The organism is Komagataeibacter rhaeticus (assembly GCF_003207855.1).
In the GTDB taxonomy this organism is placed as follows: domain Bacteria; phylum Pseudomonadota; class Alphaproteobacteria; order Acetobacterales; family Acetobacteraceae; genus Komagataeibacter; species Komagataeibacter rhaeticus.
This window is the reverse complement of the sequence record NZ_NKTZ01000003.1, coordinates 317015-339154: the sequence shown is the minus strand read 5'-3', so window position 1 is coordinate 339154 and position 22140 is coordinate 317015. Positions and strand designations below refer to the sequence as shown.

General features: G+C 61.9%; 20 protein-coding genes. 12 read left to right on the top strand and 8 right to left on the bottom strand.

The genetic code is table 11. From position 1 onward, the window contains the following. Position 1 precedes the first annotated feature (1 nt). Genes CFR78_RS05660 through CFR78_RS05650 form a run of 3 tightly spaced genes read left to right on the top strand, consistent with a single transcriptional unit; the run spans position 2 to position 2276 of the window. Positions 2–448, top strand: a complete 447-nt coding sequence (locus tag CFR78_RS05660; protein WP_110581020.1) for an acetyl-CoA carboxylase biotin carboxyl carrier protein — start codon at positions 2–4, stop codon at positions 446–448. Beyond that, on the top strand, positions 445–1812 hold the full coding sequence (gene accC / locus CFR78_RS05655) for an acetyl-CoA carboxylase biotin carboxylase subunit (RefSeq protein WP_110581019.1): 1368 nt from the start codon (positions 445–447) through the stop codon (positions 1810–1812). The genes CFR78_RS05660 and accC overlap by 4 nt, the downstream gene beginning before the upstream one ends. Beyond that, positions 1809–2276 (top strand): hypothetical protein, encoded by a 468-nt coding sequence (locus CFR78_RS05650; protein WP_110581018.1) that lies wholly within the window; start codon positions 1809–1811, stop codon positions 2274–2276. Before accC ends, CFR78_RS05650 begins: the two co-directional genes overlap by 4 nt. A 248-nt stretch (positions 2277–2524) precedes the next feature. On the opposite strand, the gene CFR78_RS05645 is transcribed toward CFR78_RS05650, so the two are convergent. Then, the gene (locus tag CFR78_RS05645) at positions 2525–3727 is read right to left on the bottom strand and encodes a pyridoxal phosphate-dependent aminotransferase (RefSeq protein ID WP_110581017.1); all 1203 of its coding nucleotides are present in this window, start codon (positions 3725–3727) and stop codon (positions 2525–2527) included. A 237-nt stretch (positions 3728–3964) separates the two neighbouring features. Here CFR78_RS05645 and CFR78_RS05640 point away from each other — a divergent pair, with 237 nt between their 5' ends. Then, on the top strand, positions 3965–5452 hold the full coding sequence (locus tag CFR78_RS05640) for an aspartate ammonia-lyase (protein ID WP_258365958.1): 1488 nt from the start codon (positions 3965–3967) through the stop codon (positions 5450–5452). A gap of 4 nt (positions 5453–5456) precedes the next feature. On the opposite strand, the gene CFR78_RS05635 is transcribed toward CFR78_RS05640, so the two are convergent. Beyond that, positions 5457–6395 (bottom strand): LysR substrate-binding domain-containing protein, encoded by a 939-nt coding sequence (locus CFR78_RS05635; protein WP_034932589.1) that lies wholly within the window; start codon positions 6393–6395, stop codon positions 5457–5459. Positions 6396–6745: 350 nt separating this feature from the next. Here CFR78_RS05635 and CFR78_RS05630 point away from each other — a divergent pair, with 350 nt between their 5' ends. Further along, entirely contained in the window at positions 6746–9208 is a 2463-nt protein-coding gene (locus CFR78_RS05630; protein ID WP_172459710.1) for a TonB-dependent receptor plug domain-containing protein, read from the top strand. Positions 9209–9685: 477 nt separating this feature from the next. Further along, entirely contained in the window at positions 9686–10582 is an 897-nt protein-coding gene (locus CFR78_RS05625) for a fructose bisphosphate aldolase (protein ID WP_034932582.1), read from the top strand. A gap of 133 nt (positions 10583–10715) precedes the next feature. On the opposite strand, the gene CFR78_RS05620 is transcribed toward CFR78_RS05625, so the two are convergent. Together CFR78_RS05620 and purU are read right to left on the bottom strand one after the other, a co-directional pair. Continuing rightward, the gene (locus tag CFR78_RS05620) at positions 10716–11306 is read right to left on the bottom strand and encodes a hypothetical protein (protein ID WP_034932581.1); all 591 of its coding nucleotides are present in this window, start codon (positions 11304–11306) and stop codon (positions 10716–10718) included. Positions 11307–11425: 119 nt separating this feature from the next. Further along, positions 11426–12304, bottom strand: coding sequence for a formyltetrahydrofolate deformylase (purU, locus tag CFR78_RS05615; RefSeq protein ID WP_007398050.1), 879 nt, complete (start codon positions 12302–12304; stop codon positions 11426–11428). 422 nt (positions 12305–12726) lie between these two features. On the opposite strand from purU, the gene CFR78_RS05610 reads away from it, so the two are divergent. Together CFR78_RS05610 and CFR78_RS05605 are read left to right on the top strand one after the other, a co-directional pair. After that, positions 12727–14091, top strand: coding sequence for an amino acid permease (locus CFR78_RS05610; protein WP_034932587.1), 1365 nt, complete (start codon positions 12727–12729; stop codon positions 14089–14091). A gap of 89 nt (positions 14092–14180) precedes the next feature. Further along, positions 14181–14981 carry an alpha/beta fold hydrolase gene (locus CFR78_RS05605; RefSeq protein WP_110581016.1) on the top strand — a complete coding sequence of 267 codons (801 nt, stop codon included), beginning with the start codon at positions 14181–14183 and terminating at the stop codon, positions 14979–14981. A gap of 21 nt (positions 14982–15002) precedes the next feature. On the opposite strand, the gene tmpT is transcribed toward CFR78_RS05605, so the two are convergent. Then, the gene (tmpT, locus tag CFR78_RS05600) at positions 15003–15644 is read right to left on the bottom strand and encodes a thiopurine S-methyltransferase (RefSeq protein ID WP_034932579.1); all 642 of its coding nucleotides are present in this window, start codon (positions 15642–15644) and stop codon (positions 15003–15005) included. A gap of 336 nt (positions 15645–15980) precedes the next feature. On the opposite strand from tmpT, the gene CFR78_RS05595 reads away from it, so the two are divergent. From CFR78_RS05595 to CFR78_RS05580, 4 genes are all read left to right on the top strand, one after another. Further along, a complete protein-coding gene (locus CFR78_RS05595) occupies positions 15981–17333 on the top strand; it encodes an LTA synthase family protein (RefSeq protein WP_240471477.1) in 1353 nt (450 codons plus the stop codon). A 184-nt stretch (positions 17334–17517) separates the two neighbouring features. Beyond that, positions 17518–18015 carry a (2Fe-2S)-binding protein gene (locus CFR78_RS05590; protein ID WP_110581015.1) on the top strand — a complete coding sequence of 166 codons (498 nt, stop codon included), beginning with the start codon at positions 17518–17520 and terminating at the stop codon, positions 18013–18015. Beyond that, positions 18012–19019, top strand: a complete 1008-nt coding sequence (locus tag CFR78_RS05585; protein ID WP_110581014.1) for an FAD binding domain-containing protein — start codon at positions 18012–18014, stop codon at positions 19017–19019. The genes CFR78_RS05590 and CFR78_RS05585 overlap by 4 nt, the downstream gene beginning before the upstream one ends. Before the next feature lie 167 nt (positions 19020–19186). Further along, positions 19187–19570 (top strand): hypothetical protein, encoded by a 384-nt coding sequence (locus tag CFR78_RS05580; RefSeq protein WP_051672061.1) that lies wholly within the window; start codon positions 19187–19189, stop codon positions 19568–19570. Between the two features lie 36 nt (positions 19571–19606). Here CFR78_RS05580 and CFR78_RS05575 read toward each other — a convergent pair whose 3' ends face one another. From CFR78_RS05575 to CFR78_RS05565, 3 genes are read right to left on the bottom strand one after another with little or no spacing between them, the layout of a single operon-like run. Beyond that, entirely contained in the window at positions 19607–19864 is a 258-nt protein-coding gene (locus CFR78_RS05575; protein ID WP_110581013.1) for a hypothetical protein, read from the bottom strand. Then, positions 19861–21345, bottom strand: a complete 1485-nt coding sequence (locus CFR78_RS05570; protein ID WP_007398062.1) for a PepSY-associated TM helix domain-containing protein — start codon at positions 21343–21345, stop codon at positions 19861–19863. Before CFR78_RS05570 ends, CFR78_RS05575 begins: the two co-directional genes overlap by 4 nt. Beyond that, on the bottom strand, positions 21345–21629 hold the full coding sequence (locus CFR78_RS05565; protein WP_051672060.1) for a hypothetical protein: 285 nt from the start codon (positions 21627–21629) through the stop codon (positions 21345–21347). Before CFR78_RS05565 ends, CFR78_RS05570 begins: the two co-directional genes overlap by 1 nt. Positions 21630–22140 lie beyond the last annotated feature (511 nt).

Sequence of the window (22140 nt, the reverse complement as noted above, 5' to 3'; positions counted from 1 at the left end):
AGTGGATATCCCACAGCTCAAGCGGTTGATAGACCTGCTGGCCCACACTCCGGTAGCGGAGCTTGAGGCCGAGGAAGATGGCAGGAAAATACGCATAACCCGCGGCGCGGCCCCGCAGCCGCATGTGGTCGTGTCCCGCGCGCCCGCATCCGTTGGCGGGAAAGGGGCGGCCCTGCCGGCCGCCGTCGTGCCCGCGCAGGCCACCCCGGCCGAAGGGCGGGTCATAAAATCGCCCTCATACGGTATTTTTCACCTCTCCTCCTCCCCCGGCACGCCGCCTTACGTAACAGTGGGGGACGAGGTGAAGGAAGGACAGCAGGTAGGGCTGGTGGAGGCAATGAAAGTGTTCAACGCGGTCAAGGCAACGCTGGCGGGCCGGATTGCCGCAATCCTGGTGGAAGACGGCGCGGAAGTGGAAGCAGGCACCCCCCTGTTCCGTCTGGCATGAGTAAGCCCGTGCGTTTTGAAAGGGTCCTGATCGCCAATCGTGGCGAGATCGCCCTGCGGATCCAGCGGGCCTGCCGCAAGCTGGGCCTTGAGACCGTTGCCGTCCATTCGGAAGCGGATGCCGAAAGCCGCCATGTGCGCGAAGCCGACGTGGCGCTGTGCATTGGCCCGCCAGCGGCCGCGCGCAGCTATCTGGACCCCGATGGGCTTTTGCTTGCGGCAAAGCTTACGGGTGCCACGGCAATCCACCCCGGTTATGGCTTCCTTTCGGAAAATGCGGATTTTGCCGATGCGGTCGAAGCGGCGGGTCTGACCTTTATCGGCCCCACGGGCGCATCCATCCGCATGATGGGTGACAAGATTACCGCCAAGCGCGCCATGCGTGATGCCGGTGTACCCTGCGTGCCCGGTTCCGACGGCCCCCTGCCCGCCGATATGGAAGAAGTGCACGCCCTTGCGCGTGAGGTCGGGTTTCCGGTCATTGTCAAGGCATCCGGCGGTGGTGGCGGGCGTGGCATGCGGGTGGTGCAGACACCCGATGAACTGACCCAGGCGGTCACGCTTACGGCCAAGGAAGCCCAGCAGGCTTTCGGTAATCCGACCCTGTATCTTGAACGCTTCATGCAGAAGCCGCGGCATGTTGAAATTCAGGTATTGTGTGACACGCACGGCACCGCCCTGTGGCTTGGTGCGCGGGACTGCTCGCTCCAGCGCCGCCACCAGAAAGTGCTGGAAGAAGCGCCGGCGCCGGGCATAGAACCGGACACGATTGCCCGGATTGGCGAACGCTGTGCCGAAGCCTGCCGCCGTATTGGCTACCGGGGGGCGGGTACATTCGAATTCCTGTATGAAGACGGGGTCTTCGCCTTTATTGAAATGAATACCCGCGTGCAGGTCGAACACCCCATTACGGAGGAGACGACCGGCATCGATATCGTGGCCGAACAGCTGCGTATTGCCCAGGGGGAAGCGCTGCATATCCGCCAGCAGGATATCCGGCAGAACGGCCATGCCATCGAATGCCGCCTGAATGCGGAAGATGCCGCGACCTTTTTCCCATCGCCCGGCACCATCACGCGCTGGGACCTGCCCGGCGGGCCGGGAATCCGCGTCGATACGCATGTGGTAAGCGGCTATACGGTGCAGCCTTATTATGACTCCCTTATCGGCAAGATCATAAGCCACGGGGCGACACGGGCGGAAGCCATTGCACGCCTGCGCGTGGCGCTGGCGGAAATGCGGGTGGAAGGGGTGTCCACCAATATTCCCCTGCATCAGGACCTGCTGGCGGACCCGCAGTTCCAGCAGGGGGGCGTGGACATCCACTACCTTGAACGATGGCTTGCGGAAAGAACGGAATCATGAACAACGCGCCAAAGCTGATCCCGGCGTTTGATACACTGCCTGATCCGGACGAGATTGCCCGGATTGCAGGCTGGCTTGCTGATGCGGGTCTTGAATCGCTTGAGCTGTCGAATGATGCCGGTATCAGGCTGCTGATCCGCGTGCCGCAGGCCGCACAGGCTGAGGAGGGGCAGGACAGGCTACCGGCTCCGGCACAGTTGGCCGAGGCAACGGATACGGTTGCCGCCACGGCGCCCTATTTCGGGCATCTGTGCCTGACCCATCCCCTGCGTGACGTGCCCTTCGCGCCCGTGGGGGCGCAGGTCAGCAGGAATGATGTCGTCGCACTCCTGACCCTGGAAAGCCTGCAACTGCCCGTGCGGGCACCCGTAAGTGGCGAAGTAGTGGATGTTATGGCCCAGCCCGGTGCGCTGCTGGGTTACGGCGCAAAAATCCTTGAGATCCGTCCCGACCATCAGGACTAGACAGGTTACACGGGCAGGTCTTTCCGCTGGCACTGACCTGCATAATCAGGAAAGGCCGGGCGCACCAGTCAGGTGAGCCCGGCCTTTTTTATTATAAATTATTCAAAAATAATAAAAGGTTTTGGGTGTCGCCTTTTTTCAAAAAGGCGACGGTCTTTGAAGCTTTTTGAAAAAAGCTTCACCAAAAACTTCCTTATGCTTGTCGGATGCTACGTGGATTGGCTTTTCAGGCAGTTTCCGGCCTGACTTTACTTCAGGCCGGCCACGAATTCGGCAATCCGGCGGCAGCCTTCGCGCAGGGTGGCGGTATCGGTCGCGTAGGAAATGCGGAAGAAGGGACTCATACCGTAAGCCGCACCCTGCACGGATGCCACCTGCTGTTCCTCCAGCAGCGCCATGACGAAATCGGTATCGTTTTCTATCCTGCGGCCCCCGGCACTGGTCTTACCCATGCACGCGCTGATATCGGGATAGACATAGAAGGCGCCCTGCGGGGTATGGCACTGCACGCCGGGAATGGCATTGAGCAGGCTGACCACCAGATCACGCCGCGCCTGGTATTCCGACGCACGATCCTTCAGGAAATCCTGAGGGCCTTCCAGCGCGGCCAGGGCCGCTGCCTGCGCCAGAGTGTTGATGCCGCTGGTGGACTGGCCCTGCATGTTGTTCATGGCGGCAATCAGGTCGCGCGGCCCACCGCAGAAACCGACACGCCAGCCGGTCATGGCATAGGCTTTGGAAACACCGTTTACCGTCAGCACGCGGTCCTTCAGGCGCGGTTCGACTTCCGCCAGTGTGCAGAACTGGAAATCATCATAGACCAGATGCTCATAGATATCGTCCGTCAGGATCCAGACATGCGGGTGCTTGAGCAGGACAGCGGCGATTTCCTCCATGTCCTTGCGCGGGCAGCACGCGCCGGTCGGGTTGCTGGGGAAGTTCAGGACCAGCCACTTGGTTGCTGGCGTAATGGCGGCATCCAGATCGGTAGCCGACAGCCGGAAATTGTTGCTGGCGGGACACGGAACCTGCACGATGCTGGCACCGCCAAGACGGGCGATATCGGCATAGCTGATCCAGTACGGGGTGGGCAGGACCACTTCATCACCGGGGTTGATCGTCGCCATCATGGCGTCATAGATGATCTGCTTGGCGCCATTGGCCACCAGGATTTCATCCAGCGCGTAATCCAGGTGGTTCTCACGCTGGAATTTGGCCTGGATGGCCTTTTTCAGCGCGGGCTTGCCGGCCTGCGGCGGGTATTTCGTATCCCCCGCGCGGGCGGCGGCTATGGCGGCATCCACCGCATGGACGGGCGTGGGGAAATCAGGTTCACCGGAGGACAGGCTGATGATCCTGAGCCCTTCCGCCCTGAGTTCGGAAGCCTTGTCGGTCATGGCGGCGGAGGCCGAGATTCCTATTCCATTCAGTCGGTCTGCAAAGCCAGGCATTAACGGTCTCTCCGGTCTTGAATACATGAATGAGCGCGCGCGCGTCGGCGCATACCGTAAATCGTTTCGGACAGGATTAGATACCGCCGAAAATTGTCTGACCCCATATAACAATCCTATGGGGGCAAAGCGGGTCGGCACCGATACGATCAGCGGCAGAAGGAACCGTTTCAGGGCGCTGCTGCCGCCCGTAGGGGCGTGTTCCTGTCGGGATCATTCCAGCCTGTGGTAGTCAAGATGACCGATATATCCTCCTGCGCGTCCGCTTCCACGGTACGGCGGCCCGATGTCCTGTCTGAATCATCACGGCACGGCGCGGAAGGGCCTGCCCGCAGGGAGCGTGACCTGCTGGGGGAAGTCACGCTGCCGCCGGGCGCGTTATGGGGCGTGCATACCCAGCGTGCGTGTGAGAACTTTCCCATAAGTGGCACCCCTGTCGGCGCCTTTGCGGAACTGGTCGAGGCACTGGTTACGGTAAAGCGCGCGGCGGCACGGGCCAATCTGGAACTGGGCTATCTGGATGCGCAGCGCGCACGGGCGATTGATGCCGCCTGTGCGCGCATCCTGGCCGATCCTGCCTACCGGGCGCATTTCGTGGTGGATACCATGCAGGGTGGGGCAGGTACGTCCACTAACATGAACGCCAATGAAGTCATTGCCAATGTAGCCCTTGAGGTGCTGGGCCAGAAACCGGGTGATTACGCCTTCATTCACCCCAACGACCATGTCAACATGGCGCAGTCGACCAATGATGTCTATCCGACCGCGCTCAGGCTTGGATTGTGGCTGGCGGTTGACCCGCTGGTGGCTGCGCTGGAGGCGCTTGCGGCGGCTCTGGGTGACAGGGCGGATGCGTTTGCCACCATTCTCAAGGTGGGGCGCACGCAGTTGCGTGATGCCGTGCCCATGACATTGGGCCAGGAATTCCGGGCGTTCCAGACCGCGATCAGAACCGAGATCAACAGCCTGAAAACCCATGCCCGTGCCTTTGGCCAGATCAGTCTGGGCGGCACGGCCATCGGCACGGGCCTGAATACCGACCCCCGATATGCCGGCGCTGCGGTGGCACAGTTGCGGGAACTGACCGGACGGCCCCTGTCCAGCGCGCCGGACCTGATCGAGGCGACATCGGATGTCGGGGTTTTCGTACTCTTTTCGGGCGTGCTGAAGCGTCTGGCGCTCAAGCTGTCCAGTGACCTGCGCCTGCTGTCCAGCGGGCCGCGCGCGGGACTGGGGGAGATCGTGCTGCCCGCCGTTCAGGCCGGTTCGTCCATCATGCCGGGCAAGGTCAATCCGGTCATACCCGAAGCAGTCAACCAGGTTGCCTATCTGGTGGCGGGGCATGACCTTACCGTTACCATGTGCGCCGATGGCGGGCAGTTGCAGCTGAATGCCTTCGAACCCATGATTGGCTACTGCCTGTTTTCATCCATCAGCACATTGCGGGCCGCGATCAATATCCTGACCACTCGCTGCGTCGCGGGCATTACGGCCGATACGGCCCGTTGCCAGCATCTGTCCGACATCAATATCGGCATCGTAACAGCCCTGGTGCCGGTGCTGGGATATGACAGATGCGCCGCCATTGCCAAACGGGCCCTGGCCGAGCAGCGCACGGTGGTGGATCTGATCGTGGAGGAGAATTACCTGTCGCGTGAAGAACTGGCGACACTGCTGCGTCCCGAAGCCCTGACCCGGCCCAACCTGCATGGCCAGGCAGGCTGAATGGTCAGGTGGTGGCCTGCGTGCCGGGCCAGTTGCGGGATGTCGCCATGGCGCGGGCCAGTTCGATCAGCAGCTCCCGCACGGCAACCGATGCCTCGGTTTCCGGAATGATTTCAGGAATGCAGAGGGAGACATCTTCCTGTATGACCGGATTGCGCAGCGGGTAGATACGCGACCGGCCCGGTACCATGATGCGGCTTGCCACCGACCAGGGCAGGATCGTGCTGCCGATCCCTTCTTCTATGGCGCCCTGCAGGGTACTGAGCGCTTCAATTTCTGCCACGATATGTGGCTCAAGCTGCTTGCGCAGGAACGCCATGTCAACGCTTTTGCGGACGAAGTTGTGCTTGGGTGGCAGCAGAAGGGCAATGTCCTTGATATCCACCAGCTGGACCGCCCCGGCGTCATCTTGGGGGAATTCCAGGCCGTGGGGGGCCAGCAGGAAGAACTCCTCTTTCATCAGCGGCGTGAAGATGACGCCCTTGATCGGCCCCGCACCATGGATGACCGCCATGTCCAGCCGCCCGGTCATGATCAGTTCGCTATAGATGTCATCAAAGCTTTCGGTCAGGTGCAGCGTAATGTTGGGCAGGCGTGCGCGTACCCGGCGCAGCAGTTCGACCGACAGGGTGGACCCCGCGCTGTAGGGAGACAGTCCGACCGAGACCTTGCCGACAAGCGGCCCCGCGCCCTGGCTGATTTCCACCATGGCGCGGTCGAACTGCTTGGTCAGCGTCTGGGCATGGCGATAGAGTTCCGAACCCGCGGTTGTAGGGGTGACACCGCTTTTGCTGCGGATGACGAGTTTCTGCTTGAACACGCTTTCCAGCGTTGCAAGCTGCTGGCTCAGGGCGGGCTGGGCAATATTCAGCAGATCGGCCGCACGGGAGATGCTGCCCAGATCGATTATTTTCACAAAAGCCTGAAGCCGTCGTATATCCAACTGGAACTCCATTCCCATGCGCGGGTTGCATTTTGCCAAGGATAGGATTCACCTTGCAATATGTCAACAAAAACAATGATGTAATGAAAATGTTTCTTTAAATTAACGTTCTGCCCCCTGTCACGCCTGCCGCCGCGCGGCCATGGCGGCATCCGCGCCTGATGGATGACTGGTGGCGGGAAAATAAAAATAGAATGTATTTCCAGTCATGTAGTGTTGTCGGGATAATGGAAAAAGCCTGCGGGCAAGCAAGATATTAATAATCTATATGACGCCACATCATAACGTATCCGTATCATAACCTCACACATATTCGTTACGACATAGTCCGGCGGTATCAGGGGGATGCAATGGTAGGCCTATCAAAACGGAAGTTATATTTGGTGGCTGGGGTGGCGTTTGGTACATGTGCGCCTGCCGTTGGCAAGGCTGCGACGACACCGTCCTACACGCCGGAAAAACATTACAGGCCCGCTACCAAAAAGGCTGTGGCGCCACCGGCCCCGCATGCCGTGGCGACGTCGGTCCGGGCCTCCGCCACGCCGGAAGTCATTCATGTGGGCGGGCATTCGACCAATTCCGTCTTTTCGCCCGCAACCGCGCGGCACAGCACGACGCAGGTCACGGTGGTGACGGGGGCTGAACTGCTCAAGACCGGGCAGAGCAACGTGCTGTCCGCGCTGGCGCAGGCCAACCCGGCCATCACCACGGCCGCACTGCCGGGGGGCGGTGCCAGTTCCTTTGTGCAGACCATGCAGCTGCGTGGTCAGTCACCTGACGATACGCTTATCCTGGTCAACGGGCATCGCCGGCATATCGGCGCCAATTTCAACTCCAACTCCGGCACCAACTGGGGCAGTGAGCCTGCCGATATCTCGCTCATCCCCATTACCGCGATTGACCATATCGAGGTGATTACGGAAGGCGCGTCCGCGCTGTACGGGCAGGATGCGATAGCGGGGGCGGTCAATATCGTGCTCAAGCGCGATACGCATGGCGGCAGCATAAACTTCAAGAACAGTGGGTATTACGCGGGCGATGGTCAGGCGCTGGATGGTTCGGCCAGTTATGCCATGGCGATTGGCAACAAGGGCGGCTATCTGGACCTGGCAGCGCAGGTCACCCACCAGTTACCAACCACGCGCGGCGGTGACTTCTATGGCACGCTGTTCGATGATTCCCGTAATGAAACGGCAAACCGCAATGTGCAGCGTGGCCTGGGCATCCCCAAATCCACACTGGAAACACTGAGCGAAAACATGTCCGTGCCGTTTGGCAACGGGTTCAGTTTCTACAGCACGTCCACCTTCTCGCACCGTCGTGCCAATGTGGCCGAGACCTACCGCAGCGCCGCCAGCACGGATACATGGATCAATACCGGCCTGTATCCCAATGGCGACCAGCCCTACATCACCATGGACCAGTATGATTTCGAGACCGATAACGGGATCCGTACCCGCAAATTCGGCTTCGCATGGGATGCCTATGTGACCTACGGCCGCGATGCGCAGCAGTATGGCACAAAGGATTCAGAAAATGTGTCCATCCCCGGCAGCACCCAGACGTCGTTCTATGATGGTTCGTCCATTTCATCGGAACTGACAACGGGCCTGCGCGGATCACGCTCCTTCAGGACCGGCTTCCTGCCCCGTGACATCAATTTGAAGTTTGGCGCGGAATACCGTCATGACACGTTCCAGATGACCGAGGGCGAAACCGCGTCATGGAGCGGGCTGGGGGCCACGGACCATCCCGGTAACGTGCCGCTGGCCGTGACGAACCAGAACCGTGACGTGTATGAAGGCTTTGCCAACCTTGACTTCTATGTAACCGACAAGTGGGAATGGACCCTGGGCGGCCGTGTCGCCAGCTACAACAACCTTGCCACGGTTGAAACCGGGTCGGTCGGCACGCGTTACAACTTCAACAAGCGCTGGGCCATCCGTGCCAACATCAACAGCGGTTACCGGCCGCCGACGCTGGGGGAAATGTCGTATTTCTATTCGGCACCCTATCCCGGTTATACGGTTGACCAGGTTCCGGCCAACAGCGCGATTGCCAAATCCCTTGGTGCGGGCACCATGAAGGGTGAATACTCGCGCAGCTATACAATCGGGCTTGATGCGACGCCGGTGGACAATTTCCATGTAACGGGAAATCTGTATTATATTGCGATCAACGACCGTCTGGGCAGCACAAAGACCTACAGCGTTGATTCAAGCGATACGGCCCTGGTGGATGCCCTGAAGTATTACAACCTGGAAAGTGCCACATCGCTTTCCTATTATGCCAATCTGTATAATACACAGACATTCGGCGGCGATTTCAGCGCGGATTATACCCTGCATACCAGCCATTATGGCAAGTTCCGCTTTGCCATGGGCATCAACTTTTCCGATAACGAAATCCGTTCCTCCCGCAGCAGCCTGGTCAATGAATACACCAAGGAAATGGTGCTGCACGCGGCCCCCAAGAATCGTGAGCAGATCAGCATAAACTGGCAGTATGGCAAGTGGTCGGTCTTTGCGCAGGAAATGCGGTACGGTTCCATCATTTACATGGCCGCCCCGACCGGCCCCGGTGGCGTGCCGTTTGAACAGAACCCCGCCTTCATCACCAACCTGGAAGTCGACTACAAGGTGATGCCGAAATGGACCATTGGCGTGGGTGCCAATAATATTGGCAACAAGTATCCGACCCGTGTGCCGACCGCCGTATCCAATACACAGCAGGGACTGACAAAATACCCGTCCTATTCCCCCTATGGTTTCAGTGGTGGCATGTATTATGTCAAGACATCGCTTGATTTCTAGGGGGCGGGCAGGGGGCCTGCCGGCCAGATCCTGACTGTCAGCATGTCTTTCCCATCCCGGCTGCAGGCCGTGCGGGACGGATGAATGGACAGGGTTATGAATACATTATGAAATCATGCTCCCGGCCCCTGCGGCCGGGATTTTTTTTGGTTACCCTGTTTGCTCCGGTACGGCTGCCATGTCATTGCATGATTTTTTTCAGGACCATCTATTGGCACAGACAGGGGGACAACCGCCCGCCAGTCCGGTTTTTTATTGGTACCGGTTCGGTTCTGATGCCCCGGTATCATGATTTTGCGGAAACGGGGCGGCATGATAGGCATAACGGACCGGAAACCTGCATGCCCGTTCCCGATGGTAGTGCCGGGAGGAAATTTTCCGGGAAGGAGACGTTAAAAAACAGGCGCATGTCTACCATATGACATTTAAGATGTTCTGATCATGGGAATTGATTGCTGAAAGGGAGGACACGGGGTTATGTCGATTGCTCAGATGAAGGAAAACATGTCCAGGCACGCCGGTTTCATCGCGGCGCTGGACCAGAGCGGTGGATCAACACCTGGCGCGCTCAGGCACTATGGAATTCCCGATACCGCCTATAGCAATGATGCCGAGATGTTCGCGCTCATGCACCAGATGCGGGTCAGGGTCATCACGTCGCCCGCCTTTACGGGCAAGAAGATCATTGCCGCCATCCTGTTTGAACAGACCATGAACGGACTGGTGGAGGGTGTGCCGACCCCGACCTATCTGTGGAAGGAGCGTGGCGTCGTGCCCTTCCTGAAGGTGGACAAGGGACTGGAGGCCGAAGCCGACGGCGTCCAGATGATGAAGCCCATTCCCGGCCTGGATGTGCTGCTGGAACATGCGGCCAGGCTGGGTATTTATGGCACCAAGGCGCGTTCGGTCATCCGCCTGCCCGAGCCTGCTGGCGTGGCCGCCATCGTGCAGCAGCAGTTCGCGCTGGCGCAGCAGATTGCCGCGCACGGCCTTGTCCCCATCCTGGAGCCGGAAGTGCTGATCAAAAGCCCGGACAAGGCAGGGGCCGAGGCCCTTCTGCATGCGGAACTCAGGCGTGGGCTGGAAGCGCTGCCGGGTGAATATCAGGTCATGCTCAAGGTCAGCATTCCCGAAAAGCCTGACCTCTATCTCGATCTGGTCAATCATCCGCGTGTGCAGCGTGTTGTGGCCCTGTCGGGCGGCTACCCACGCGATGAGGCATGCAGGCGCCTGGCCGCCAACCATGGCATGATTGCCAGCTTCTCACGCGCGTTGCTGGAGGAACTGCGCTATCAGATGACGGATGAGCAGTTCAATCAGGCGCTTGCCGCCTCGATTGATGAAATATACAAGGCGTCGTCGCAGAAAGTATAAACAACTTTTCTGAAACGGAGTTAGCAGGGGCGCGCTTTTTTTGGAAAGCGGTGTGCGTGGCGGTGTTCACAAAAATGCCCCTGCGCGCGTGGCTGCGCGGGCGGGATGCCGGACAGCCATGGGCCCGCTGCCCTTAGCGGAACGGGTTGTCGGAATACGAAGGCGAGGAATAACCCGCCGCGGGCATGGAATAGGCCGGTGCGCTGTAGCCCGTATCCGATGGCGCGCGCACGCCGCTGCCTGTCGTGCCGGGGGTGGCGACGCCCTGTCGGGCGGCGGTGGAACCGGTGGTCACGGCAGCGCCATCCGCAGGGTCCACACCGGTGGGCAGGCCGCTGGCGGAAGGCGTGGCGGGATAGGCTGAGGGCATGCCGTTATAGTCGGCCGGGCTGTAGCTGCCAACGCAGTTCTTGCCCCGTTCGGCCGTGTGTATGGCATCCAGTTCGCCTTTCAGCCGGCCGATATCCTTGTGCCGGTCTCCCCCGATGCTGCCAACCGGCACGCCGATCAGGGCCACGCCCCATTCATCGGACTGATGCATCCGGCGCTGGTGCTTCTCGGCCGAGGCCAGGTCCTGCGTGTCGGCCTGGTCAATATGGGCAAGCTGGGCGCAGCTCTGCTGCAGATAGGGTTCCGGGCTTACATATTGCGCGCCGATATCCGAAGGGTTGGAGGCACAGCCGGTCATGGCCAGGACGGCAGTGCACAGAAATATTTTTTTCATGGGTTTCCCGTTACGATCCATAATGTAACGGACTGTATCCAAACAGGGCAACCCTGTCCCGTAGGCAGGATCAGATGGCTGTGTTGCGGTCCTGTCCGGCCCGGGTGCCCCGGCGGGGGTCAGGGCGTGAACACGATGGTCTTGTTGGCGTTCATGATGGCCCGCCGTTCGATATGGAAGCGGACCGCCCGGGCCAGTACGCGCCGTTCAATATCGCGTCCCTTGCGGATCAGGTCATCGGGTGAGTCCGCATGGGAAATACGCTCCACATCCTGTTCTATGATCGGGCCTTCATCCAGGTCGCTGGTCACGTAATGCGCGGTAGCCCCGATCAGCTTGACTCCCCGGCTGAAGGCCTGGTGATAGGGGCGCGCGCCCTTGAAACCGGGCAGGAAGGAATGGTGGATGTTGATGCACCGTCCGCTCAGCCGGGCCGCCATTGCGTTGGACAGCACCTGCATGTAGCGGGCCAGAACCGCAAGTTCCGCGTCACTGTGGGTGAACAGCGACCAGATCCGTTCTTCCTGTTCGGCTTTCGTGTCCTTTGTAACGGGCAGGTAGTGGAAGGGAATGCCGTAAAAATCCACATCGGCGAATATCTCGCGCGGGTGGTTGGAAACGATGCCGACCGGCTCGATCCGCAGTTCCCCGATGCGCCAGCGGTACAGCAGGTCGACCAGGCAGTGATCGAAGCGTGAAACCAGCAGCAGCACCCGGGGACGGTGGCGGGTATCGGTCAGGGTCCATGACATGGAAAAGCTGCTGGCGATATCGGTAAACTGTGTCCGCAGGGTATGAAGCAGGCCCTCCTTCCGCGCCAGCTCGAACACGATCCGCATGAAGAACTGCCGGCTGCCTGTGTCATCAAACTGCTGGGCTTCGGTTATGTTGGCGCCGCGCTCATACAGGTGCTGGCTTATGGCGGCCACGATACCTGGCCGGTTGGGACAGCTGAGGGTCAGGATGAAGGTGGCGGATGGCGGGGCGGGCGCGTTCATAAAATGGGGTCCACTTGGTTACGGGCGGCGGGACGCTCCTGATACAACCTTTGGGCCGGCTTGTGGAGGGGACGGGTGGCGGCACGGGTACGGGCGTGCAGGCGCCCCGCTTTCGCGCAGACCCTACCCGCATGCATGGTCCCCCTTTACAGGCAGCATGGCTTCCTGTCCTATGGCAGGAATGAAACCGAAACAATTTCTGACCGGCGGGGCTGCGTTCCCGCCCGGATGCGGTGTGTGGCTGGGGTGAACCGTCCGCCCGTCCGGCCAGGGGCCGGGCGTCCCGATCCGGCCGTGATGTCCCGCCCGCGCACGGTCCCGCCTGACCCGTGGGGAGGGTGCATGACGGGGCGGGCATGCCCCCGGCGGGCCAGCATGGGGCGCCGGTTGCCCTTCTGCCATTTCAGGAACCGATACCCGGTATGACACCAGTCAGGAATCTGCCTTCGGCGCGGCCCGTGTCCACCCTGAGGCAGCGCCATATCATCATGATCGCCTTTGGCGGCGCCATCGGCGCCGGCCTATTTGTGGGCAGCAGTGCCGTCATCGCGGCGGCGGGTCCGGCCGCCCTGCTGGCCTTTGCCGGGGTTGGCCTGCTGGTCATGCTGATCATGCGCATGCTGGGGGAAATGGTTGTGGCCAACCCCGGCAAAGGCTCTTTTATCGCCTATATCCGCGCAGCCCATGGCCCGGCGGCCGCTTTTACGGCGGGGTGGCTGTACTGGTTTTTCTGGCTGGTCGCATTGGGGAGCGAAGCGATAGCGGGTGCGATCATCCTGCACGAATGGATCGGCCTGCCTGTCTGGCTGCTGGCGACAGCGCTGATCGTTGCGCTGGAACTGGTCAATCTGGCGGCGGTGCATATATTTGGCGAATGCGAATTCTGGCTTTCGCTGATCAAGGTCGCCAGCATCCTGTTCTTCATCGCGGCGGGCGTGCTGTACCTTGCCCATGTCTTCGCGCCCGGCGTGCCGGTCATGTGGAATCCCGCCAGGGCGGGCGGCATGTTCCCCCATGGCATGGCTGCGATGGTATCCATCGTGCCCACGGTCCTGTTCGCCATGATCGGCTCGGAAATAGCCACGGTCGCGGCAGGGGAGTCAGCCGAGCCGGCCAGGAATGTCGGGCGTGTCACGCGCACGCTGGGGCTGCGCCTTGTGGCGTTCAACAGTCTTTCCGTCGCGCTGATCGTGATGATCGTGCCATGGTCGGATGTGGTGCCCGGGCAGTCCCCGTTCGTGCAGGCGATGCAGGTCATGGGCATTCCCGGTGCGGCGCCCGCCATGCGGATCGTGGTGCTGACGGCCATTCTCTCATGCATGAATTCCAGCCTGTACATCACCTCCCGCGTCATGGCGGAGCTTGCAGGCCATGGGGATGCCCCCGCCCTGTTCCGGCGCAGGGCGGACCAGAAGGCGCCGGTCAATGCCATCATGGCCAATTCCGTTGCGGGGGCGCTGGTGGCCTTTTCCTCCATTCTGGCGCCCGGTACGGTGTTCGCCTTCCTGCTCAGTTGCAGCGGCGGGGTGATGCTGCTGGTCTATTCGCTTATCGTTACGGCCTATGTCGTGATCCGCAGGCGCGTGCCGCCGGATGAGCAGCGGCTTTTTTTCAGCATTCCGTTCTTTCCGGCCCTCAATTTCATGACGCTGGGCGGGGTCGCGGTCATTTTTGCCGCCATGCTGCTCGATCACGCGCAGCGCCCGGTTGCCTTTGCCAGCCTGGGCACATCGTTTTTCTTTATTATGGCCTATGGTGCAAGGCGGTGGCTGTTCCGGCGGGGCTGACGGCCATGCCCACGGATATATGAAAGGCGTGGCGGGCATGGTCCCTTTAAGGTTGGCCGCAACATTATAAAAATGGAGCCTTCCCGCCCATGCTGCTCAACACGATCGAACTTGGCCCCGACAATGGCGACCTGTCCCGGCCCCCCGTTGTCTTTTTGCATGGCCTGTTCGGGCAGGCGCGCAATTTCGGCTTTTTCCAGCGCCGCATGGCCGGGACCCGCCGCACCCTTGCGCTGGATCTGCGCAACCATGGCAAAAGCCCCCATGGCATGATGGATTACCCGACCATGGCCATGGACGTGCATGAAACCCTTGTGGCGCATGCCGCCCTTCCCGCCATGGTGATCGGCCATTCCATGGGGGGCAAGACCGCGATGATGCTGGCGCTGGAGCATCCGCGGGATGTCCGTTGCCTGGTCGTTGCCGATATCGCGCCAGGGGAGGGCGGATTTGCCCAGTCCTGCCAGCTTGCCCACGATCTGGAAGCCCTGCCGCTGCCAGCCTATCTTGACCGCGCCGGGGCGGAAGCATGGCTGGGGCAGGTCATTGCGGACAGGCCGGTGCGTGATCTCATGCTGATGAATCTCGAACTGGGTGAAAATCCGCGCTGGCGCATCGGACTACAGCAGATTGCCGCGTCCATGCCCGCCATCATCGGCTGGCCTGCCATTGCGCCGGGCGTGCATTATGAGGGTCCCACGCTGTTCATCGCGGGCGGGCGCTCACGTTATATCCAGCCTGCCAATTATCCGGTCATGCGGCAGCTTTTTCCCCATTACCGGCTGGATGTCATCAGGGATGCGGGGCACTGGGTGCATGCACAGGACCCGGCAGCCTTCCTTGCCCTGATACAGGCCTTTGCCAGCGCCGACCACGGCGGGACGCGCTAGGCACGCCCTGCCGCCACGGTGTCAGCGGATAGGGATCAGGTGCCAGACCACTTCCCGTGCCGGGCATATGCCCTTCAGGCCGCCCGGAACCGGAACGGTGGCAAGACAGACAGGGTTGAAAAGCGCAGCGTAATACTGCCTGACTTCAGCGGCATCCACACTGAATGGCGGCCCGGCGCGGCAGGACTGGTCATAGTCCAGGCAGACCAGCAGTTGCGGGGCAGAACGGGTAAGGGCGGGCAGGTGGGCTGCATAGGCATCGCGCAGTGCCGGGGGCAGGGCGATCAGGGCCGCACGGTCATATACCCCGTCAACCCGGCCCATCATATCCGGTGTCAGGTCGAATATATCACCGGCGAATACACACAGCTCCCCCGTCATGTAACGGGTCACGCGGCCGCAGGTGGAAACATGAGGTGTCAGGCCCAGTTCGGCAAAGAGCTGCCTGACGGCAAGCGGGCTGAGTTCACATCCCACCACCTGATACCCCTGTGCCAGCAGCCAGTGGACATCAAGGCTTTTTCCGCATAGCGGCACGAAGACCCGTGCGCCCCGCGGCAGGTGGAGGGCGGGAAAATGGCGGATGAGCAGGGCATTGGGCTGTGGCTCGTGAAAGCCGATTTCGTTGCGCTGCCATTTGGCATGCCAGAAAGTCTTGTCCATCCGTCCGGTTTCATGGCTGTGGTTCCCAGTGGCGCGCGCTGGCGTCTGGCGGCTCCATCCTTTCGTAGCATCCTTTGTCCATGCTGTCGCCCGGTGCGCCATGGCGGATGTGCGGCGGGTGGAAACCCTGCCGCCGCTGTGGCATGAGGGATGGCTTGTTCAACGGTGGCTGTCCCGCACGGCATGGTCCCTTTCATGCAGCCGGGGAACACATGTGATGCCGGTCAGGGTTTTTTGTTGATGTACATGATGTTTTTTCTGTCTGTGGCCTGTATCTGCGTTGTCGCGCCCCTGATCGAGACCGTAGGAATCAGGACACGGGATGGCAGAAAGGCCATGTCCCTGCGGCGGGTCTATATCGACATGCTCTGTGCGCTGTTCACGGTTGGCCTGCTGCTGGCGCTGACCGGCAATATCGTGGTCTCGCTGCTGGTGGCGGTCCTGTCTGAAGTCGTATTCGTATCCGTATCCAATATAAAATATGGCATACTGGGGGAACCGCTGCTGTTCAGCGATCTTTTCGTCGCCCGCAGTTTTTTGCAGCATCCCAAATTCTACCTGTTTTCCATACCGTGGTATGCGCGTATTTTTGTTGTCGTTTTCATGCTGTTCCTTGTGGTTGGCGCCTTTTTCTTCGTGGTGCCGGAACCTGTGCCCCATCTTGCCGGGCTGTTCATGGCGGTTATGGCCATGCTGGGCATCCGTGGCCTGCCCGCGGCGAAATGGGTGCCTGCCGCCGATCTGGCACAGGACCTGCAGCGCTTCGGCCTGCCGGGCATTACCTTCCTGTACTGGAAGCAGTGGAAGGCCAGCAGGACACCGCCGCCCGTCCCGCCCCTGCCGGGGCGGGCGGCGTATGACGCGGTGGTGGTCATACAGTGCGAGTCATTTGCCGACCCCGCCCGTCTGCCCCTGCCCGCATCGGTCGGGCCTGTCGCCATGCCCGGCCTTGCCCGGGCCCGCCAGTGGGCATGCCAGCAGGGGGAACTGCAGGTCAGCGGGTTTGGCGCCTATACCATGCGTTCCGAATATGGTGTGCTGTATGGCCGCACGGAAGCCGAACTGGGCTTTCGCGCCTTTGACCCGTTCCTGACTGCCGCGCAGGAAAGTTCCTATGCCCTGCCCAACCGCCTGAAGGCGGCGGGGTATCATGGTGTCTTCATGCATCCGCATGACATACGTTTCTACAACCGCAACCAGCTTATGCCCGCATGCGGGTTTGAGCGGATGATCGGACCCGAAGCCTATGCCCACACGGCCAGCACCGACATGCCTTATATAAGTGACATGGCGCTGGGCGACAGTATCGGGGCCCTTGTCCGTGCGGCACGGGAGCCTGTGCTGGTCTATGCCGTGACCATGGAAAACCACGGGCCATGGGCCGCCAGTTCACAGCCGGCGCTGGGGCTTGCGAACTATCTGCGCCATCTGGGTAACAGTGACCGCATGCTGGCTGACCTCATGCAGGCCCTGTCGGGCATGGACAGGAATATCCTGCTGGTCTTTTTCGGTGACCACCGGCCTTCCATCACGGGGGTTTTCAGCCCGGTGGCCGAACGTGACGTGCCTTATGTCGCCGTGTCCCTGGGGCCAGGAAAGGACAGCCATCACAGCACCGGGAAAACCGTTTCGCTGTCGCCTGCCGGGCTGCATGCCCTGATTTTGGAATACGCCGTAAAACCCGCATAAAGAAGGAACGGGCACCGGCAGGGTCAGGAACAAACGCCCAGCCGGCAGGCCGTAAGGGGCCATCCTGCACGGATGGCCGCCCGGCTTCAAGAACAGGTGAGGCATTTTGGGGGAAACCCTCGGGGCCATCGGGCTTTGAAGGAAATGCCCCTGTTGTACCCGGCCTTTCCACAAGCGAGGTAGCATGAACGCCACGCGCAATGCCTGTACCTGTAGTCTGAAGGTGAATGGCGCGCTTTTCCGTAAGGACGTGCCACCCACCGTCATCCTGCTTGACCTGCTGCGTGAATGCCTTGGCCTGACATCTGTCACACAGGGCTGCGATCATGGGCATTGCGGTGCCTGTACCGCGCTGCTTGATGGTGTGCCTGTCCAGAGCTGCCTTGTTCTGGCCATTTCGGTTCCCGATGCTGAAGTGGTGACAGCCGAGGCATTTTTTCCCCCTGGATCGGGCCTTCTTCATCATATCCGGCAGCGCCTGCTCACGGCGGCGGGGCCGCAGGTGTGCAGCGCATGCCTGCCCGCGCGCCTCCTGTGCCTGCTTGCGCAGGCCACGGACGGACAGCCCCCCAGCCCTGCGGAGATCGAGGCTTTCATACACGCCAGTCCATGCCTTTGCGGCGGCCAGGCGCGTGAGGAACCGGTATCCATGAGCCGCTCCAGACATGAAGGTGTTGCATGAGGGCGTTTGCATACAGCCGGCCAGTCACGCTGGGCGCGGTGGTGCAGGCGCCACCATGCAGTCGCTATCTGGCGGGCGGCACCAACCTGATCGACCTGATGAAGGCGGATGTCGAGCAGCCGGAATATGTCATCAACATCAAGGCCCTGCCATTGGGGGACATCAGGCCGCTGCCGGATGGGGGGGGGGGACTGGGGGCCCTGGCCACCAATGCCCGCACGGCGGCCCATCCGCTGGTGCGGGCGCGCTATCCGTTGCTGGCGGCTGCCATCCTGGCAGGGGGCAGCCCGCAGGTCCGCAACATGGCGACCAACGGGGGCAACATCAACCAGCGTACGCGCTGCCATTATTTTTATGATATCGGCACCGTCTGCAACAAGCGTGAACCGGGCGCGGGCTGTGCCGCAATCGGGGCACGCAACCGCGTGCATGCCCTGCTGGGCACCAGCCCGGACTGCATGGCGGCCTTTCCATCCGATATGTGCGTGGCGCTGGCCGCGCTGGATGCCCGGGTCAACCTGTTCGGGCCAGGTGGCGCGCGGCAGGTCCGCATCCGGGATTACCACTGCCTGCCCGGTCGCACGCCGTGGGTCGAGAACGTCCTGCGCAGGAATGAACTGGTGGTGGGCATAGACCTGCCGCCGGTCTCGTTTGGCAGCCATTATACCTATCTCAAGATCCGTGAATCCCGCACCTGTGCCTTTGCCATCATATCGGTGGCGGTCGGGCTGGAAATGGAGGGCGGCGTCATCCGCCATGGACGGGTCGCGCTGGGGGGCGTTGCAACACGGCCATGGTATGTCCCGGCGGTGGAGGACATGCTGCGTGGCCGGTCCCCCTCGGCCACCCTGTTCCATGATGTGGCACGGCTCCTGCTGCATGGGGCCGTGCATGATCAGGGCAATGCCGACAGGCTGGCCCTGGCCCCCCGGGTCATCCAGCGTGCCCTGTGGCAGGCTGTTACGGGCAGTCCGCCATGCCAGCCATGCGCTGGCATGCCCTGAGCATGCGCCATGCCCATGGCGGGGCGCCTGCCATCTTTCCATAAGCATGACATGCAGGTTCTTCATGGCTGCGCTTCAGGATCAATGTGATACTGATACAGTAATGTGACATTCCGCCTCTGTTTCGTCGTGTCCGTGTAGCAGGTTAAGGGTGAAGGAGTACCACAATGAAATACACGAAAGCATGGACTGTGGCTTTTGTTGCCATGGCACTGGCCGCGGCACCGGTCATGGTACCGGCTGATGCTTACGCGCAGCACGGCCCCGGTGGCGGTGGCCCCGGTGGGGGCGGGCATGGGGGTGGTGCCGGCTTTGGTGGGCCGGGTGGTGGCCATGGTGGTCCGGGTTTTGGTGGACCGCGTGGCGGCGGCCCGCGTGGCGGTGGCGGCTGGGATCGCGGCCGTGGTGGCTGGGGGGGCGGCTGGGACCGTGGACCCGGCTGGTATGGCCCGCCACCCTATCCCTACGATTATCCTGTCTACGGTTATCCCGGCTATTATGGCTATCCGTATGGGGGGTATGTCGGGGGATGGGGCTGGGGTGGCTGGTAAAAGGCCTGCGGGCCGGATGAAGGGCGCGACGGGCGTTCAGTACTGTCGTGTGGCCAGCAGCAGCCCCGCCCCAAGCCCGGCAAGGGATGCGGCCGCGAACCATAGCAGTGCGCCCGTCACGCCATGGTTGGCCACGGCCCCGGCCAGCGCGCCCAGCGGGGCCGCCATCCGTAGCAGATACGCCACCGGGCGCAGGCCCGGCGGGGGGGTGGGCAGCCTGTAGCGACGGCCATGCAGCAGGGCATGGCACAGAAAGGCGGCAAGACAGGCGGCAAGGGCGACAGGAAAGGTCATGCCGCCCTGTCCCGCAGGTGCGACAGGACATAAAGGGCAAGGCTTGCGGCACCCAGCCCCATGCCATCCACCGCCGCGTGGATGGCGGGCGCGGCATGTAGTGCCGCGGGGGCCGTCAGTCCGTCAAGGGGCAGCAGCCCGCCCGCCAGCACCGCGGACATGGCCAGCTGCGTGCGCCACGCCCGCAGGCCACGCCCGGTTACGGCACAGGTGAGCGCATGCAGGGCGCACAGGCCCCATACGGTAAAAAATACCGTTATTTCAGTTCCGTCGCGTCCCGGCAGCGTTGCGGGCAGCAGGCGGCTGGCCCATAGCAGGGCGCACAGGCTGGCGGGCAGCCCGACCAGGGTGGTCATGGTCAGTCCTTCCCCGATGCGGAAGGCCACCGTATGCCCCCGGTCACGGCGCCGTTTCATGCCAAACAGGACCAGCCCGCTGGCAATGACCGCCGTGGCGCACAGCCCGGACACAAGATACAGCCAGCGCAGTCCCGTTGCGGCAAAGCGGGCGTAATGCAGTCCATGCAGCAGTTGCACGGAGCGGGCGATGGAACCGCTGGTGGCGGCCGTGGCCAGCAGTGCGCCATCAGGCAGGTGGAAATCGGCATGGTCACGCGTCAGGAAGGGGCCTGATGCGTCACTGGCGAAGATGCTCAGGTGATCGGGAGAAAAAAGGATGAAGCCCGCCTCACGACCGCCAAGCGGCGCACGCGCGGCCGCCAGCAGGGGGGCAAGCGGGGGCAGGGGCTGGAACACGGGGGACGGCGCCACATGCGGCGGACGGATGGCCGTGGACCGGGATACCGGCCTGCCCTGCGACCACAGGCTGGTCACGGGAATGGCGGGCAGCAGCCTGTCCACATGCACCAGCACGCCCGTATAGGTGATCATGACCATGAAGGGCAGGAACAGCACGCCCGTCAGCAGATGCGCATCCAGCCATGCCCGCAGGCGCGTGGCCGACAGGCGCAGCAGCACGATGTCGGGCAGCAGTGCCCGGATGTGAATGACAAGGCCCGAGCCGATTGCAACAAGCAGGCCGATTGCCGGAATGTCTACGGCAAGGATACCCGCAGGCCCCTGCATGCACAGGGTATAATGAAAGCGGAAGAAAAACTCTCCCCCCGCCGTCTGCCGTGCCGGTATGATCACGCCCGTTTGCGGGTCAAGCTGGGGACCCGTGAATTCACGCCCGTCATAATGCAGGACTTTCAGCGTGGGGGAACGGGGCGATGGCAGCGCCAGAAAAGCCGGTATGCCGTGGGTTTCCCCTTCATGGATCATCCGGGCCGCCACATCCAGCGCGGCGGGCGTCAGGGGCGTGCCGGGCGCCACCCGCACTTCGGGCTGCATCCAGCGGGTGATTTCCGTATCGAACACCGACAGGCTGCCGGTCACGAATACGCATACCATGACCAGCCCCCCCACAAAACCGGTCCAGGCATGCAGCCAGCCCATGCGGGTGCGCAGCGTCTCACGCATCAGGACAGCACAGCCCCGACAAGGGCCGCGGCAAGACCGCACCCCCCCACAACAAACAGCCCGACATGGCGCGCATGGGCACCAAAGCCCAGCACAATGAGTACCGGCAGGAGGGCAAGCGCCATGATCTGGCCCAGCGCGGTGGCCTCCCCGGTGGCTGGGCCGGGCAGCCGGGCAATGTCCATGACCACCAGATGCGCAACGCCGTAGGACAGCAGGCAGGCCAGTACGAGACTGCCCGGCCTGTTCCACGCCGGCACGGCAGGGCGACGGCGCGCATCCATGGCCGTTGCCGGAATTCTGTTACGCTTTGATATATAAATGCGACGCATTTGCATTTTTTGTCTATGCCACAGAACAGGTCCCGCTGCGAAGGGCCTGACAGGCATTTTATGGCCGGGCGTCTGTTTCCCCCGCGCCCGCGCCTTCCCGCCGGCACAGGCCCCGCGCGTGGGCCTGAAAACCTGCCTGGAAATATCGGCGCGTCATAAAGGCATTTTGGGATGTGACTTCTTGTCAGCATCCCCCAAAAGGCCGTTCAGCCTGCGCGCCGGACGGCTTCCATGGCCTGCCGGGCATCCGGGCCCTGCATGCGACGGATGTCCCGTCTTTCAGACCTGCGCGGCACCGGACTCGTGCTGGCAGGTTTATTCACTAATAAAAAACGTAAAACATGCCGCCGGAAAACCGGTCGAACGGCACGGAGCCCGCCGCAGCCCTGTTCCGGAAAATATAACCGCAACCGGGAAAGGGGCAGGCCCTGCCCGCACCATCAGATGGCAGGGTGCGACGGAT